Raw genomic sequence first — 14,227 nt, 5'->3', positions numbered from 1 at the left:
GGCGAGCCTTCAAGATGCAGTGCATACTATCAGGGCGATTATGGACAGGCGTTCAAAAAATAGGCACGATGCCCCCGGTACGGCATGACCAGTCCGGCTTTCGCGCCCCACTGTTGCGCAAGGCGGGCGCTCCGGGCGATGGCATGTGTCTTGCTTCTTCGATCGATGGTGTCGAGCCCGGCGCGCGGCGCGCCGGAGTCAACTGAGGGTGGTGTGAATGGACGGAAAACTCAAGATTTCGGCTGGCGCGATCGTGCTGCTTGCCGCAAGCACGCTGAACGCGGCAGCAAACGAGAAGATCACCTTCGGCACCAACTGGCTCGCCCAGGCCGAGCACGGCGGCTATTATCAGGCGGTGGCTGATGGCACCTATGCCGCCTGCGGGCTCGACGTGACGATCATGCAAGGTGGACCGCAGGTCAGCGGCCGGCCGCTGCTGCTTGCCGGCAAGATCGACTTCTACATGGGCGGCAACATGCTGCAGGCCTTCGATGCGGTGCAGCAGGAGATTCCGCTGCGCGTCGTCGCCGCCTCGTTCCAGAAAGAGCCGCAGGTGATCATGAGCCATCCGGGTCAGGGGCTCGACAGATGGGAGGATCTGAAGAATGCGGACCAGTACATTATTGGCGACGAAGGTGCACAGAGCTACTTCCAGTGGATGATCACGGAGTTCGGCTTCGATCCGGCCAAGCGCGTGCCCTATACGTTCAACCCCGCACCTTTCATCGCCAATCCGAAGTCGATCCAGCAAGGCTACGTGACCTCGGAGCCCTTCGCCGTCGCCAAGGAAGGCGGCTTCCAGCCCAATCTGTTCCTGCTCGCCGACTACGGCTTCGACACCTATGCGACGACGATCGAGACCATGCAGGCGACGATCGACAAGCGGCCGGAGGTGGTTCAGTGCTTCGTCGATGGCTCGGCCAAGGGCTGGTACAACTATCTCTACGGCGACAACGCTGCCGCCAACGCGGCGATCAAGAAGGACAACCCCGACATCAGCGACGAGCAGATCGCGTTCTCGATCGAGCAGATGAAGAAATTCGGCATCGTCGATTCCGGCGATACGGAAAAACTCGGCATCGGCGCGATGACCGACGCGCGCATCCAGAGCTTCTACGACAAGATGGTCAAGGCCAAGGTCGTGCCGGCCGACGTCGACATCAAAAAGTCCTACACACTGGCCTTCGTCAACAAGGGCGTCGGGATCGAGCTGAAGAAATAGCACCCGGGCATGATGCAGGAGAAAGTGGCGCAAGCGCCGGCAAGCGCATCGGGCAAAGGTCCGATGCTGCTGGCGCTGCGCGGCGTCGGCAAGGTCTTTTCCAACGGCGTGACAGCGCTCAGCGACGTCGACCTGGCGATCCGGGAAGGCGACTTCCTCAGCCTTCTCGGCCCGTCCGGCTGTGGCAAGTCGACGGCCTTGCGCCTCATCGCCGGTCTTGCAACGCCGACCTCCGGCCTGCTCGACTGGCGCGGCAGCAGCGCTGCCGATCGCTCTGACATCGGCTTCGTCTTCCAGGAACCGACGCTGCTGCCGTGGGCCGACGTCTTCGACAATGTCTGGCTGCCGCTCAGGCTGAAGGGCATGTCGCGGGCCAAGGCTGCGCCTGTCGTGATGGAGATGCTGGCGCGGGTTCATCTGACCGGCTTCGAGAAAGCCGTGCCGCGCGAATTGTCCGGCGGCATGAAGATGCGCGTCTCGATCGCCCGCGCCATGGTGACCAAGCCGCGCGTGCTTTTGATGGACGAGCCATTTGCGGCATTGGACGAGATCACCCGCTTCAAGCTCAACAACGATCTTCTGGAACTGTGGCAGGACGAGCGTTTTACCGTCGTCTTCGTCACCCACAGCGTCTTCGAAAGCGTTTTCCTCTCCAGCCGCGTCGTCGTCATGGCGGCGCGGCCGGGCAGGGTCTTCAAAGAACTCGCCATCGATGCGTCCTATCCGCGCAACGAAGCCTTCCGCACCTCGCCCGCCTATGCCGCGCTCTGCCGCCAGGCGTCCGATGTGCTGATCGGCGCCATCAACTCAACCGCCGGACCGCATCATGACGGCCATTGATCATACTGCCGTAAACCTGGATCCAGAGGAGGCGCGTCGCGTGCGCCAGGAGCGGCTCGAGCGGATCGGCCGATGGCTGCTGCCGCTGGCGATCATGGTCCTGGCGATCTGGCTGTGGGACCGCATCTGCGTCTGGAACGACATCCCGAAATATATCCTGCCGCGCCCCGCTGTGGTGCTGCAAACGCTGTTCGACGATGCCGGGCTGCTGTTCTCCTCGCTGCTGGTGACGCTCAGGATCACCTTTCTCAGCCTGCTTCTGGCCGTCATCGGCGGTGTCGGGCTGGCGGTGCTGTTTACGCAATCGAAATGGGTCGAGATGTCGTTCTTCCCGTTTGCGATCGTGCTGCAGGTGACGCCGATCGTCGCGATCTTCCCGCTGATCAACATCTATGTCGACAACCAGACGACGAAGCTTCTGCTGTGTGCCTGGATCGTCGCCTTCTTCCCGATTCTGTCCAACACGACGCTCGGCCTCAACTCCGTCGACCGCAACCTGCGCGACATGTTCAAGCTCAACGGCGCAACCCGCTGGCAGCAATTGCGCTATCTGCGCCTGCCGGCGGCGATGCCGTATTTCCTCGGCGGGCTGAAGATCGCCGGCGGCCTGTCGCTGATCGGCGCGGTGGTGGCGGAGTTCGTCGCCGGGGCCCAGGGACAGTCGTCGGGGCTGGCTTCGCGCATCATCGAGGCCGGTTACCGGCTCAACGCACCGCGGCTGTTTGCGGCGCTGATTCTGATCTCGTTCACCGGCATTTTGATCTTCCTGGTGCTGTCGCTGATCTCGCACCTGATCCTGCGACGCTGGCACGAGAGTGCGCTGAAGCAGGAGCGATGATGGTGTTGTGTGCTCAAGGCAAAAACTGCCTGGCGTCCTTTTCGTCGTTGGCGCTGCCCCTCATCACCCTGCCGGGCACTTCTCCCCGTATAGAGACGGGGAGACGGGCGCTTTCATCGGCGGTTTCGCCAACCACCAGCGTCGCAGAACGAGCGTCAAGGCTGCCGTCAGCCCCCTTCTCCCCGTTCACGGGGAGAAGATGCCGGCAGGCAGATGAGGGGCAGCGATGACCTCAGAAATTATTCCCGAAACCGGCCAATTCGTACTTTCCAACGTCCGGCTTCATTCATCTTTGACGCCGGACCTTGCCGCTGCCTATGACAGCGACGGCTTTGCACTCGCCGACATCGCCGTCGCCGACGGCAGGATTGCCAGCATCGTCGCGAATCGCCGGTCCAACACACCCGCAGGCGCCGTCGACCTCGGCGGCCGTATCGTCATGCCGTGCTTCGTCGACTGCCACACCCATATCGACAAAGGCCATATCTGGCCTCGAAAACCCAATCCGGACGGCACCTTCATGGGTGCGCTGAACGCCACCGGCGCCGACCGTGCTGCCCGCTGGAGCGCCGAGGACGTCGCTCGCCGCATGGATTTTTCGCTGCGCTGCGCCTACGCGCACGGCACCAGGGCTTTGCGCACCCATCTCGACAGCGTCGCACCGCAGGAGGAGATCTCCTGGCCGGTGTTCGAGACGGTACGGGAGAAATGGCGTGGCCGCATCGAGCTGCAGGCCGCCTGCCTGCTCGGCATCGAAGGCGTGCGCGACAAGAAATGGTTCGAAAGCCTGGCCAAACGCGTCGCTGCGGCCAACGGCGTGCTTGGCGTCGTCACCTATATGCTGCCGGATCTGGAAGAACTTCTCGATCGGGTTTTCGCGCAGGCGATCAAGCATGGCCTCGACCTCGATTTCCATGCCGATGAGACCGACGACATCTCGGCGATCTCGCTGAAGAAGATCGCCGAGGCGGCGCTGTGGAACGGGTTTGAGGGAAACATCCTCGTCGGCCACTGCTGCTCGCTGGCACGCCAGCCCGATCTCGACGTGCTCGACACGCTGGACAAGATGGCGAAGGCGAGGCTTGCCGTGGTGTCGCTGCCGATGTGCAATCTCTATTTGCAGGACCGGCGCGGCGACAACACCACGCCGCGCTGGCGCGGCGTGACGCTGCTGCACGAGATGAAGGCGCGCGGCATTCCCGTCGCCGTCGCCTCCGACAACACCCGCGATCCGTTCTACGCCTATGGCGATCTCGACATGCTGGAGGTCTATCGCATGGCGACGCGTATCCTGCATTTCGATCACCCGGTCGGCGACTGGCCGCAAGCGGTGACTTCGACGCCGGCCAGGGTGATGCGGCTCGACGGGTTCGGCACGCTTGCCGCCGGCGGTGGTGCCGACTTCGTCGTCTTCAGGGGGCGGAGCTGGACGGAATTGCTGTCGCGGCCCGAATCGGATCGCATCGTGGTGCGTGATGGCCGCGCCATCGAGCGCCAATTGCCCGACTATGCCGAACTCGACGATCTGATGGTGCGATGATGGACCTGGCTGCGATCAAACGCGATCTCGACGGTCTGAAGATCGACGACCATCCGGCGATCGTCCAGCAGAAGAGCCGCGATTTTTACTGGTACAGCCCGGTGCTGAAGCAACAGCTCGACCATGTCACCGGCGACCTGATCGTGACGCCAAAGACCGAGGACGAGGTGATCCGCGTGCTTGCCGCGTGCCACCGGCATGGCATTCCGGTGACGCCGCGCGGCAGCGGCACCGGCAATTACGGTCAGGCGATGCCCTTGTCCGGCGGCGTCGTGCTCAATCTCGCCGAGATGAACGCAGTCAAGACGATCGCGCCTGGCCGCGTCGTGACCGGTCCCGGTGCCGTCCTCGCCGACATCGACAGGGCGACGCGCGCGCATTCCGGCCAGGAGCTTCGGATGTCGCCATCGACCTATAACACCGCTTCGATCGGCGGTTTCGTTGCCGGCGGCTCGGGCGGCATCGGCTCGATCCGCTGGGGCGGGCTGCGCGACCTCGGCAACGTCATCCGGCTCAGGACCGTGACGATGGAGGCGGAGCCTCGCATCATGGATCTTGCCGGTGAGGAGGTGCTGAAGGTGATGCATGCCTACGGCACCAACGGCATCATCACCGAGGTCGAGATGCCGCTGACCGCTGCTTATGACTGGATCGATGTCATCGTCGGCTTCGACGATTTCATGGATGCGGCCGGCTTCGGCAACGATCTCGCCATCCAGGACGGCATCCTGGCGAAGCTGATCACGCCGATCGCCGCTCCGATCCCCTACGACTATTTCAAGCGGCACCAGAAATTCTTCCGGCGCGAGCAAAGCATCGTCGTCTGCATGATCGCGCCGCAGGCGATGGACGCCTTTGTTGCCCTCACGGCGCGCAGCAAGGGCGAGATCGTCTTCCGCGCCGACAAGGAGGCCGATCTCAAGGGCTTGCCGCCGGCCTATGAGCTAACCTGGAACCACACGACGCTGCGCGCCATCAGGGTCGACCCTGATATTACCTATCTGCAGACCCGCTATCCCTCGCCGGATCACCTCGCTTACGTCAAGGCGATGATCGACCGCTTCGGCGACGAGGTGCCGGTTCATCTCGAATTCATCCGCTTCGACGGCGCGATCGGCGTCGCTGGACTGCCGCTGGTCCGCTTCACCACGGCGGAGCGGCTCGACGAGATCATCCGCATCCATGAAGACAATGGCTGCTGGGTCTTCAATCCGCACCGCTACACGCTGGAAGAGGGCGGCATGAAGCAGACGGACGAGGTGCAGCTCGCCTTCAAGCGCGAGACCGATCCGCAAGGGCTGCTCAATCCCGGCAAGATGATCGCCTGGGAGAACCCTGACTACGACTATCGCTCGGGCAAGTCGTTCCTGTTCAAGGGGCTGCAGAAGGCGGAGTGAACGATGACGAGCGTGTGGCGCTGTCGCGCTGACCTGCGAGGTCTTCGGTGAAAATCCTCGTGCTCTATGCCCACCCGGTCGAAACCAGCTTCAACGCCGGTCTGCACCGGACGATCGTCGAGCGGCTGACGGCCGCCGGTCACACCGTCGACGACTGCGATCTCTATGCCGAGGATTTCGACCCGCGGCTGACACGGGCCGAGCGGCTCGGTTATCACGACGAGCGCGGCGCCGGTGATCCGGCAGCGCCCTATGTCGAGCGCCTGCTGCGGGCAGAGGCGCTGGTGCTGTCGTTTCCGGTGTGGAACTACGGCTATCCGGCGATCCTGAAAGGCTTTTTCGACCGCGTCTTCCTGCCCGGCGTCTCGTTCAAGCTGGCCAATGGCAAGGTGCAGCCGTCGCTGCACAACATCCGCAAGCTGTCGGCGGTCACCACCTATGGCGGCAGCCGGTTCCACGCCATGCTGATGGGCGACCCGCCGCGCAAGCTGGTCAAGCGCGTGTTGCGCGCCACCGTCGAGCCAGGTGCCTCCGTGTCCTATCTCGCGCATTATTCGATGAACCTGTCGACCGATGAAACGCGGAACAGATTCACGGCGAAAGTCGCCGCCAGCATGGATGCCTTCTGATGCGGGTCCTGGTGGTTTATTGCCATCCGGTCCCGGAAAGCTTTTGCGCCGCGATCCGGGATAGTGCCATCGAGGTGCTGAAGGCGAGAGGCTGGGAGGTGCGGCTGCTCGACCTCTATGCGGAAAATTTCGATCCGGTCATGGGCTGCGACGAGCGACGCTTCTATAACGAGCACGCCCCGCAGGATCCGGCGCTCAAGTCGCATATCGAAAATCTCAACTGGGCCCAGGCAATCCTCTTCGTCTATCCGACATGGTGGTACGGGCTGCCGGCAATGCTGAAGGGCTGGCTCGACCGGGTGTGGGCGACCGACGTCGCCTTCCGACTGCCGGCCGGCAAGGGACGGATCCATTCACTGGTGAGGCATGTGACGAAGATCGGGGTGATCACGACCTGCGGCGCACCGACCTGGTGGAGCGTCGTCGTCGGCCAGCCGGGACGCAAGACAATCCTGCGCGGCATGCGGGCGCTCTGCGCCACCCGCTGCAGGACGTTCTTTCTGGCGCACTACCTGATGGATGCGTCGACACCCGGGAGCCGGGCTGCTTTCCTTGCGAAAGTGCGGGCGAAACTGGAGCGGTTTTGAGAGATGAGCGTCCTTCTCCCCGTTCACGGGGAGAGATGCCGGCAGGCAGATGAGGGGCAGCGTGAACCTTGCAAGACTTGTGCCGCCCCTTCATCCGGCCCTTCGGGCCCCCTTCTCCCCGTAAACGGGGCGAAGGAAAAAGGGCTACATCCGCACCCTTTCCGCCTTCGGATCATACATCGGCTTCAGCGACGCTTCCGCGGCGAAGCGCTCGCCGGCGATCTCGATCTCGTAGGAAGACGACAGCACATCCGCCTCGCTCTCGCCCTGGCAAGGCACGTAGCCGAGGCCGACGGCGCCGCCGAGATGATGGCCGTAATTGCCCGAGGTGACCGGGCCGACAATCTTGCCGTCGCGCAGGATCGCTTCGTTGTGGAAGAGCAAGGGTTGCGTGTCTTTCAGGCGGAATTGCACCAGCCGCCGGTTCAATCCGGTTTCCTTCTTCCTCAGCACGGCATCGCGGCCAAGAAAATCGCCCTTGGCAGTCTTCACTGCGAATCCAAGGCCTGCCTCCAGCACATTGTCCTCGTCGGTGATGTCGTGGCCGAAATGCCGGAAGGCCTTTTCGATGCGGCAGGAATCCAGCGTGTGCAGGCCGCAAAGTTTTAGGCCGACATCGGCGCCGGCCTCAGCGATCGCCTCGAACACGTGTGCGGCCTGGTCGGTCGAGACATAAAGCTCCCAGCCGAGCTCGCCGACATAGGTGACGCGATGGGCGCGGGCCAGCCCCATGCCGATTTCAATCTCCTGAAACGTTCCGAACGGATTGGTTTCGTTGGAGAAATCGTTCGGGCTCAGCTTTTGAATGAGCTGCCTCGAATCCGGGCCCATCAGGCAGAGCACGGCCTCGGCCGCGGTGACATCGGTGATGACGACGAATTCATCGGCGAGATGTTTTTTCAACCAGGCGAGATCACGCTGTAGCGTGGCGCCCGGCACGACGAGGAAGAACACGGTTTCAGACAGCCGCGAGACGGTGAGATCGCTCTCGATGCCGCCGCGCTGGTTGAGCATCTGGGTGTAGACGATCTTGCCCGGCGCCACCTCCATGTCGTTGGCGCAAAGCCTCTGCAGGAAGGCGCAGGCATCGCGGCCCTCGACACGGATCTTGCCGAACGAGGTCATGTCGAACAGGCCGACGCCGTTTCGGACGGCCAGATGTTCGTCGCGCTGGTTGTCGAACCAGTTCTGCCGTTTCCAGGAATAGCGGTACTCGCGCTCCTGGTCCTCACGCGCGAACCAGTTGGCCCGCTCCCAGCCGGCAACCTCGCCGAACACCGCGCCGCGTGCCTTCAGATGTTCATGGAGCGGGGAGCGCCTGACGTTCCGAGAGGTCGCCATCTGCCGGTAGGGAAAATGGTCGGCATAGAGCAGTCCGAGCGTCTCGGAGACGCGCTCTCTGAGATAGCGGCGGTTCTTCTGGAACGGCTGGGCGCGGCGGATGTCGACCTCCCACAGATCGAAGGGTGCTTCGCCATCGTTGATCCATTGCGCCAGCGCCATGCCGGCACCGCCTGAGGAGACAATGCCGATGGAGTTGTAGCCGGTCGCCATCCAGTAGCCGGAAAGCTCCGGCGCCTCGCCGAGATAATAGCGATCATCAGGCGTAAAACTCTCGGGGCCGTTGAAGAAAGTGTGGATGCCGGCGCTGGCCAGCATCGGCATGCGGTTGACGCCCATTTCGAGGATCGGCTCGAAATGTTCGAAATCCTCGGGCAACTGGTCGAAGCAGAAATCTTCGCTTATGCCGTCCATGCCCCACGGCTTGGCCACCGGCTCGAAGGCGCCGAGCATCATCTTGCCGGCATCTTCCTTGTAGTAGGCGCACTCGTCCGGCACGCGCAGCACGGGCAGCCGGGTCAGGCCGGGGATCGGTTCGGTGACGAGATAAAAATGCTCGCAGGCATGCAGCGGGATGCTGACGCCGTTCTGGGCGCCAAGCTCGCGTGCCCACATCCCGGCGCAATTGACGACGACATCGGCCTCGATCATGCCTTGCTCGTCGCCCCGCATCCAGGAAACGCCGGTGACGCAGCCATTCCTCGTGTGAACCTTGGTGACCTTCACATTCTCGACGATCGTCGCACCGCGCTGGCGCGCACCCTTGGCCAGCGCCATGGCGATATTGGCCGGGTCGCATTGGCCGTCGAGCGGCAGATGCACGGCGCCGACCACATCGGAAACATTAAGATGCGGGTACATCTGCTTGACTTCGTTTGGCGAAATCTCGCGCACGTCGATATCGAACGCGCGGGCGAGCGACGCCTGCCTATAAATCTCGTGCTTGCGTTCCTCGGTCAGCGCCACGGTGATCGAACCGACCTGGCGCATGCCGGTGCCGACATCGGTCTCGGCCTCCAGCTTGACATAGAGGTCGGCCGAATATTTCGCCAGCCGCGTCATGTTCTGCGAACCGCGCAACTGGCCGATCAGGCCGGCGGCGTGCCATGTCGTGCCCGATGTCAGCTGCTTGCGCTCGAGCAGCACGATGTCGGTCCAGCCGAGCTTGGCCAGATGATAGGCGACCGAGCAGCCGGAGACGCCGCCGCCGATGATGACGGCCCTCGCCTTGGGAGGAATGGTTTTGGGCGGATTGGTTTTGGCCAGAATGGTTTTCTGGGGCAGGGCGCTCATGCGGCCTCGCGGCGGTAGCTGGACGCGAAGCGGCGCAAGCGAAGGGTTGCTTCCAGAAGCACCGCCTCGGGCTGGCAGAGGCTGACGCGAATATGGCCGGCGGCGGCCTTGCCGAAGCTCGAGCCGGGCATCACGCCGACCTTTTCCTTGTCGAGCAGAGCCCAGGCGAATTTCTCGTCGTCCGGCTCGAGAGCCGAGATATCGAGCATGACATACATGCCGCCTTCGGAGCCGCGCACGGTGATGTTGTTCATGCCGCGCATGGCATCGAGGACGACGCTGCGCCGTGCGGCATAGCGTTCGGCGATCTCCTTGACGCCGTAGCCGTTTTCCAGCGCCTCGGCGCAAGCGAGGCTGATGAACGCCGGCAGGCCGTAGGTGGTCACCAGATTGAGGTTGGTCAGCAGCGAGATCATCTGTTCGGGCCCGCTCAGCCAGCCCATCCGCCAGCCGGTCATGCCGTGGCTCTTCGACATGGAATTGATGACCAGCGTGCGTTCCGCCATGCCTGGCAGTGAACGCGGCGAGACGTGCTCGCCGCCGCCCAGCGTCCAATAGACCTCGTCCGACAGCAGCCAGAGGTCATGCTCCCGGCAGATCTGCGCCAGCTCTTCCAGCCGCTGGCGCGAATAGACGGCACCCGTCGGGTTGTTCGGCGTGTTGATCAGGATGGCGCGGGTGTTCGGCCGAAGTGCTGCGCGAATGTCGGCGGCGCGCGGCTGGAAACCATCCTCGGCGGGTGTCTCGACCACGGTGAAATCGGCGCCCGCCGCACTGAAGGTGTTTGGGTAGGTCGCGTAATAGGGCGCCACCACAATGGCATGGTCGCCCTGGTCGAGAACGGCCTGCACCGCCGCGTAAAGTGCCGCCTGCCCGCCCGGTGTGGCGATGACCTGGTCGGGGTTGGTCGTAACGCCGGTGCAGGCGGTCGAGGCCGCCGCCATGGCCTGGCGCAGGCGCGGAATGCCGGCAAGCGGGGTATAGTGGTGATTGCTGGCGCGAACCGCGGTCACGCAGGCTTCGATCGTCTGCGTCGGCGTGTCGAAATCATGGTCGCCGACCGACAGCATGATGATGTCCTCGCCGGCCTGCTTGCGCGTCCAGGCGGCGAAATGGACCTCCCAGCCGTCCTTGCCGGAAGGCACGATGCCGGAAATGCGCGATGACGGTCTGGGCATTATGCTACTCCCGAAATTTCGTAGCCGGCCTGTTCGAGCCGGACGCGCAGGGCCGCGATATGAGGCGGCCCGACTTCGCAGCAGCCGCCGACGATGTCGGCGCCGGCCTCGACCCAGCCGACTGCCTGGTCGGCATAGGCATCCGGATCGAGGTCGTGGCGGGCGTGCAGCACTTCCACCGTTCCGCCATGCTTGAGCGCCTCGACCGAGGTGAAGCCGTTGGCATAGGCGCCAACCGGCCCGCCGAGAGCGATCAGTTCGGGCAGCGCTGCAGCAATGGCTTCGGGCCGGCAGCAATTGATCAGCCTGGCTGCGACCGGCAGGCCGTCGAGAGCTCTTGCTGCCGCCGCTATGGTTTCGCCGCTGCGCAGCCGCGGCGCGCCGTGATCCGCGAGCGTCCACGACACCCACACCGGCTTGCCGCTTTCCGACGCGGCGGTGACAGCCGCGCGCGCCTCCTCGGCCGACGCCATGGTCTCGCACAGGAACAGATCGACACCGTCGGCCTGCTCGGCAACGATGCGGCGGTAGATGTCGAGCGTATCCTCGAAGGATATCGTCAGGGCCGGTGCGTAGCTGCCGAACAGCGGCGACAGGCAGCCGGCGATTGCCGCGTCGCCGGCCTGGTCGCGCGCTTGCCTTGCCAGTTCTATGCCGCGCTGCTGCAGCGGCTTGAACAGCTCTTCCGCGCCCTCGCGCGCCAGCCGCTCGGGGGTTGCGGAATAGGTGTTGATGGTGATGACGCGGGCGCCGGCCCGAATGAACTCCGCATGCAGGTCGCGCACCAGGTCCGGTTCGTCGATCAGCACCCTGGCCGACCATAGCGGGGTGGGATCGGAGCTGCTGCGGCGGACCAGTTCCTGGCCCATGCCGCCGTCGGTGAGAATGACTGAATTCATGCGCGCAACCTCTCGTTGTTTGGATCCCACAGCGGTTCGTCCTTCTGCACGACCGCCTTGAAGCGCTCGCCGAAGATCTCGACCTCGACCGCAGTTCCCGGCTCAGTCAGGTCGGCGCGCAGCACGCCGAGGGCGATCGACTTGTCGATCCGATGACCCCAGCCGCCGGACGTCGTCTCGCCGACGATCCGGCCGTCATGCCACAGCGTCGACATGGTTGGCGCGTCGCAGTCGCCGGGGTTTTCGACGACCAGCGTGACAAAGCGCTTCTTCACGCCCTGCTGCTTCTCGTTTTGCAGCGCCGCCTTGCCACGGAAATCCGGCTTGTCCCATTTGACGAAACGCTCCAGCCCACCCTGCAGGATTGAATAGTCGGTCGACAGGTCGCCTTTCCAAGCGCGATAGGATTTTTCAAGCCGCAATGAATCCAGCGCGTACATGCCAAACGGTTTCAGGCCATGCTTCTGCCCAGCCGCCCAGACGGCGTCGAACACGGTGGCGGTGTCGTCGATCCTGGTGTGGATTTCCCAGCCGAGTTCGCCGGCGAAGGACACACGCAACAGCCTTGCCCAACGGCCGGCAATTGTCGTCTCCTGGTGGGTCAGCCAGGGCAGAGCAAGGTCGGCGGCGCAGATATCGGCGAGGATTTTTCGCGAATTGGGCCCGGCGAGGATCTGCGTTGCGTATTCCTCGGTCCGGTCGACCAGCCTGAACGAGGCGTCCTTCGGCATGCGCCATTTCAGCCATTCAAAATCGTGCCATTGCGCCACCGCGGCGGTGATCAGCGTCATCAAATTCTCGTCGTGGCGAACGGCAGACATTTCTGTGACGATGCGGCCCTTGTCGTCGGCAAAATAGACGAGGCCGATGCGGCCGGGTTTCGGCACCAGGCCGGTGATCTGTTGGCTCAACCAGTCGGCCGCGCCCGGACCGTCGAGATTGAAGCGGGAGAACCCGGGCAGGTCCAAAATGCCGGCGGCATCGCGCACGGCAAGGCATTCTTCGCGCACGCGATGCTGCCACGGCCCGTCGCGGCGGAAGGTCAGCGTCGCGGTTTCCGAGACGTCGTCGCCGGCCTGCGCGTACCAGGTGGCGCGCTCCCAGCCATTATAGGCGTCGAAGCAAGCGCCGAGCGCCTTGATGCGATCATGGATCGGCGACAGTTTGCGGTCGCGGCCTGCCGGCCAGGCATGGCGCGGGAACTGGATGGCGTATTCGTTGCCGTAGATTTCCATGCCCTTGGCGACGCAGTAATCCGGGGCCGAGGCAAAGCTGGTGAAGCGCCGCGGATCGCAGGACCACATGTCCCATTCGGTTTGGCCTTCAGTCACCCATTCGGCCAGCACCTTGCCGGCGCCGCCGCCCTGGGCGATGCCGAAGGTGAAGACGCAGGCCTCGAAGGCGTTCGGCACGCCGGGCATCGGGCCGATCAGCGGGTTGCCGTCCGGCGCGTAGGGGATCGGACCGTTGATGACCTTGGACAGGCCGGCGGTGCCGAGAATCGGCACCCGGGCGACGGCATCGGCCATATAGTCCTCGAGCCGGTCGAGATCGTCGGGGAACAGCTGGAACGAAAAATCGTCTGGCATCGGATCGTTGTGGCCGACCCAATGCGCACGGCAATTGCGCTCATAGGGGCCGAGATTCATGCCGTTCTTTTCCTGGCGCAGATAATAGGAGGTGTCGACGTCGCGCAGCAGCGGCAGTTTCTTGCCCTGCTCCTTAGACCACGCGGCCAGTTCGGGGATTTCCTCGAAGAGGATATATTGATGGCTCATCACCATCATCGGCACGTCGCGGTCGAACATCCTGCCGACTTCGGCCGCACGGTAGCCGGCGGCGTTGACGACGATCTCGCAGCGGATCTCGCCCTGAGCGGTCTCGACCACCCACTCGTCCTTGTCGCGGCGCACGCCGGTGACCGGACAGAAGCGAATGATCTTCGCACCCAGGTCGCGGGCGCCCTTGGCCAGCGCCTGGGTCAACTGCGCCGGGTCGATGTCGCCGTCGCTCGGATCGTAGAGCGCGCCCTTCAATTCATGCGTTTCGATGAACGGGTAGCGGCGCTTGATCTCGTCGAGCCCGACCACATCGATGTCCATGCCCTGGTAGCGGCCCATGCCCTTGGCGCGCTGAAACTCCTGCATGCGCTGGGCTGTATGGGCCAGCCTGAGCGAGCCGGTGACATGGTAGTTCATGGGATAGCCAACCGCGTCGGCCAGCCCGCGATAGAGCTCGGTCGAATAGCGCTGCATGTTCATCAGCGACCATGACGAGGAGAAGGTCGGCACGTTGCCGGCCGCATGCCAGGTTGAGCCGGAGGTGAGCTCGTTCTTTTCGAGGAGCACGCAGTCGGTCCAGCCCGCCTTTGCGAGATGGTAGAGCGCCGACGCACCCACGACACCGCCTCCGATGATCACCACACGTGCCGTGGTCGGCAAACCGGCCATATTCTTCTCCAGA

General features: G+C 63.7%; 11 protein-coding genes. 7 read left to right on the top strand and 4 right to left on the bottom strand.

Annotated elements, in window-relative coordinates:
• Positions 1–217: 217 nt before the first annotated feature.
• The 7 genes from AC0L2M_RS04205 (at position 218) to AC0L2M_RS04175 (ending at position 7,053) form a co-directional block, all read left to right on the top strand.
• Entirely contained in the window at positions 218–1,222 is a 1,005-nt protein-coding gene (locus tag AC0L2M_RS04205) for an ABC transporter substrate-binding protein (protein WP_287230266.1), read from the top strand.
• Positions 1,223–1,231: 9 nt separating this feature from the next.
• Entirely contained in the window at positions 1,232–2,062 is an 831-nt protein-coding gene (locus AC0L2M_RS04200) for an ABC transporter ATP-binding protein (protein ID WP_287230263.1), read from the top strand.
• On the top strand, positions 2,049–2,900 hold the full coding sequence (locus AC0L2M_RS04195) for an ABC transporter permease (RefSeq protein ID WP_287230261.1): 852 nt from the start codon (positions 2,049–2,051) through the stop codon (positions 2,898–2,900). The genes AC0L2M_RS04200 and AC0L2M_RS04195 overlap by 14 nt, the downstream gene beginning before the upstream one ends.
• A gap of 226 nt (positions 2,901–3,126) precedes the next feature.
• On the top strand, positions 3,127–4,440 hold the full coding sequence (locus AC0L2M_RS04190; protein WP_473534112.1) for a cytosine deaminase: 1,314 nt from the start codon (positions 3,127–3,129) through the stop codon (positions 4,438–4,440).
• A complete protein-coding gene (locus AC0L2M_RS04185) occupies positions 4,437–5,837 on the top strand; it encodes an FAD-binding oxidoreductase (RefSeq protein ID WP_473534111.1) in 1,401 nt (466 codons plus the stop codon). The genes AC0L2M_RS04190 and AC0L2M_RS04185 overlap by 4 nt, the downstream gene beginning before the upstream one ends.
• 47 nt (positions 5,838–5,884) lie before the next feature.
• Positions 5,885–6,466, top strand: coding sequence for an NAD(P)H-dependent oxidoreductase (locus AC0L2M_RS04180; protein ID WP_287230258.1), 582 nt, complete (start codon positions 5,885–5,887; stop codon positions 6,464–6,466).
• Complete coding sequence (locus AC0L2M_RS04175) at positions 6,466–7,053, top strand: NAD(P)H-dependent oxidoreductase (protein ID WP_287230256.1); 588 nt, start codon at positions 6,466–6,468, stop codon at positions 7,051–7,053. The genes AC0L2M_RS04180 and AC0L2M_RS04175 overlap by 1 nt, the downstream gene beginning before the upstream one ends.
• A 144-nt stretch (positions 7,054–7,197) precedes the next feature.
• Here AC0L2M_RS04175 and AC0L2M_RS04170 read toward each other — a convergent pair whose 3' ends face one another.
• The 4 genes from AC0L2M_RS04170 to AC0L2M_RS04155 are packed head-to-tail and all read right to left on the bottom strand — an operon-like array spanning position 7,198 to position 14,214.
• On the bottom strand, positions 7,198–9,687 hold the full coding sequence (locus tag AC0L2M_RS04170) for a GcvT family protein (RefSeq protein WP_473534110.1): 2,490 nt from the start codon (positions 9,685–9,687) through the stop codon (positions 7,198–7,200).
• Positions 9,684–10,865 (bottom strand): pyridoxal phosphate-dependent aminotransferase, encoded by a 1,182-nt coding sequence (locus tag AC0L2M_RS04165; protein WP_473534109.1) that lies wholly within the window; start codon positions 10,863–10,865, stop codon positions 9,684–9,686. Before AC0L2M_RS04165 ends, AC0L2M_RS04170 begins: the two co-directional genes overlap by 4 nt.
• Positions 10,865–11,764: a homocysteine S-methyltransferase family protein gene (locus tag AC0L2M_RS04160; protein WP_287174649.1), complete on the bottom strand. Its 900-nt coding sequence runs from the start codon at positions 11,762–11,764 to the stop codon at positions 10,865–10,867. Before AC0L2M_RS04160 ends, AC0L2M_RS04165 begins: the two co-directional genes overlap by 1 nt.
• Complete coding sequence (locus AC0L2M_RS04155) at positions 11,761–14,214, bottom strand: GcvT family protein (protein WP_473534108.1); 2,454 nt, start codon at positions 14,212–14,214, stop codon at positions 11,761–11,763. The genes AC0L2M_RS04160 and AC0L2M_RS04155 overlap by 4 nt, the downstream gene beginning before the upstream one ends.
• Positions 14,215–14,227: the final 13 nt, after the last annotated feature.

The organism is Mesorhizobium sp. WSM4806, from assembly GCF_055811635.1.
Note: the sequence above shows the minus strand (reverse complement) of the source record. Positions and strands in the feature narration are given on the sequence as shown.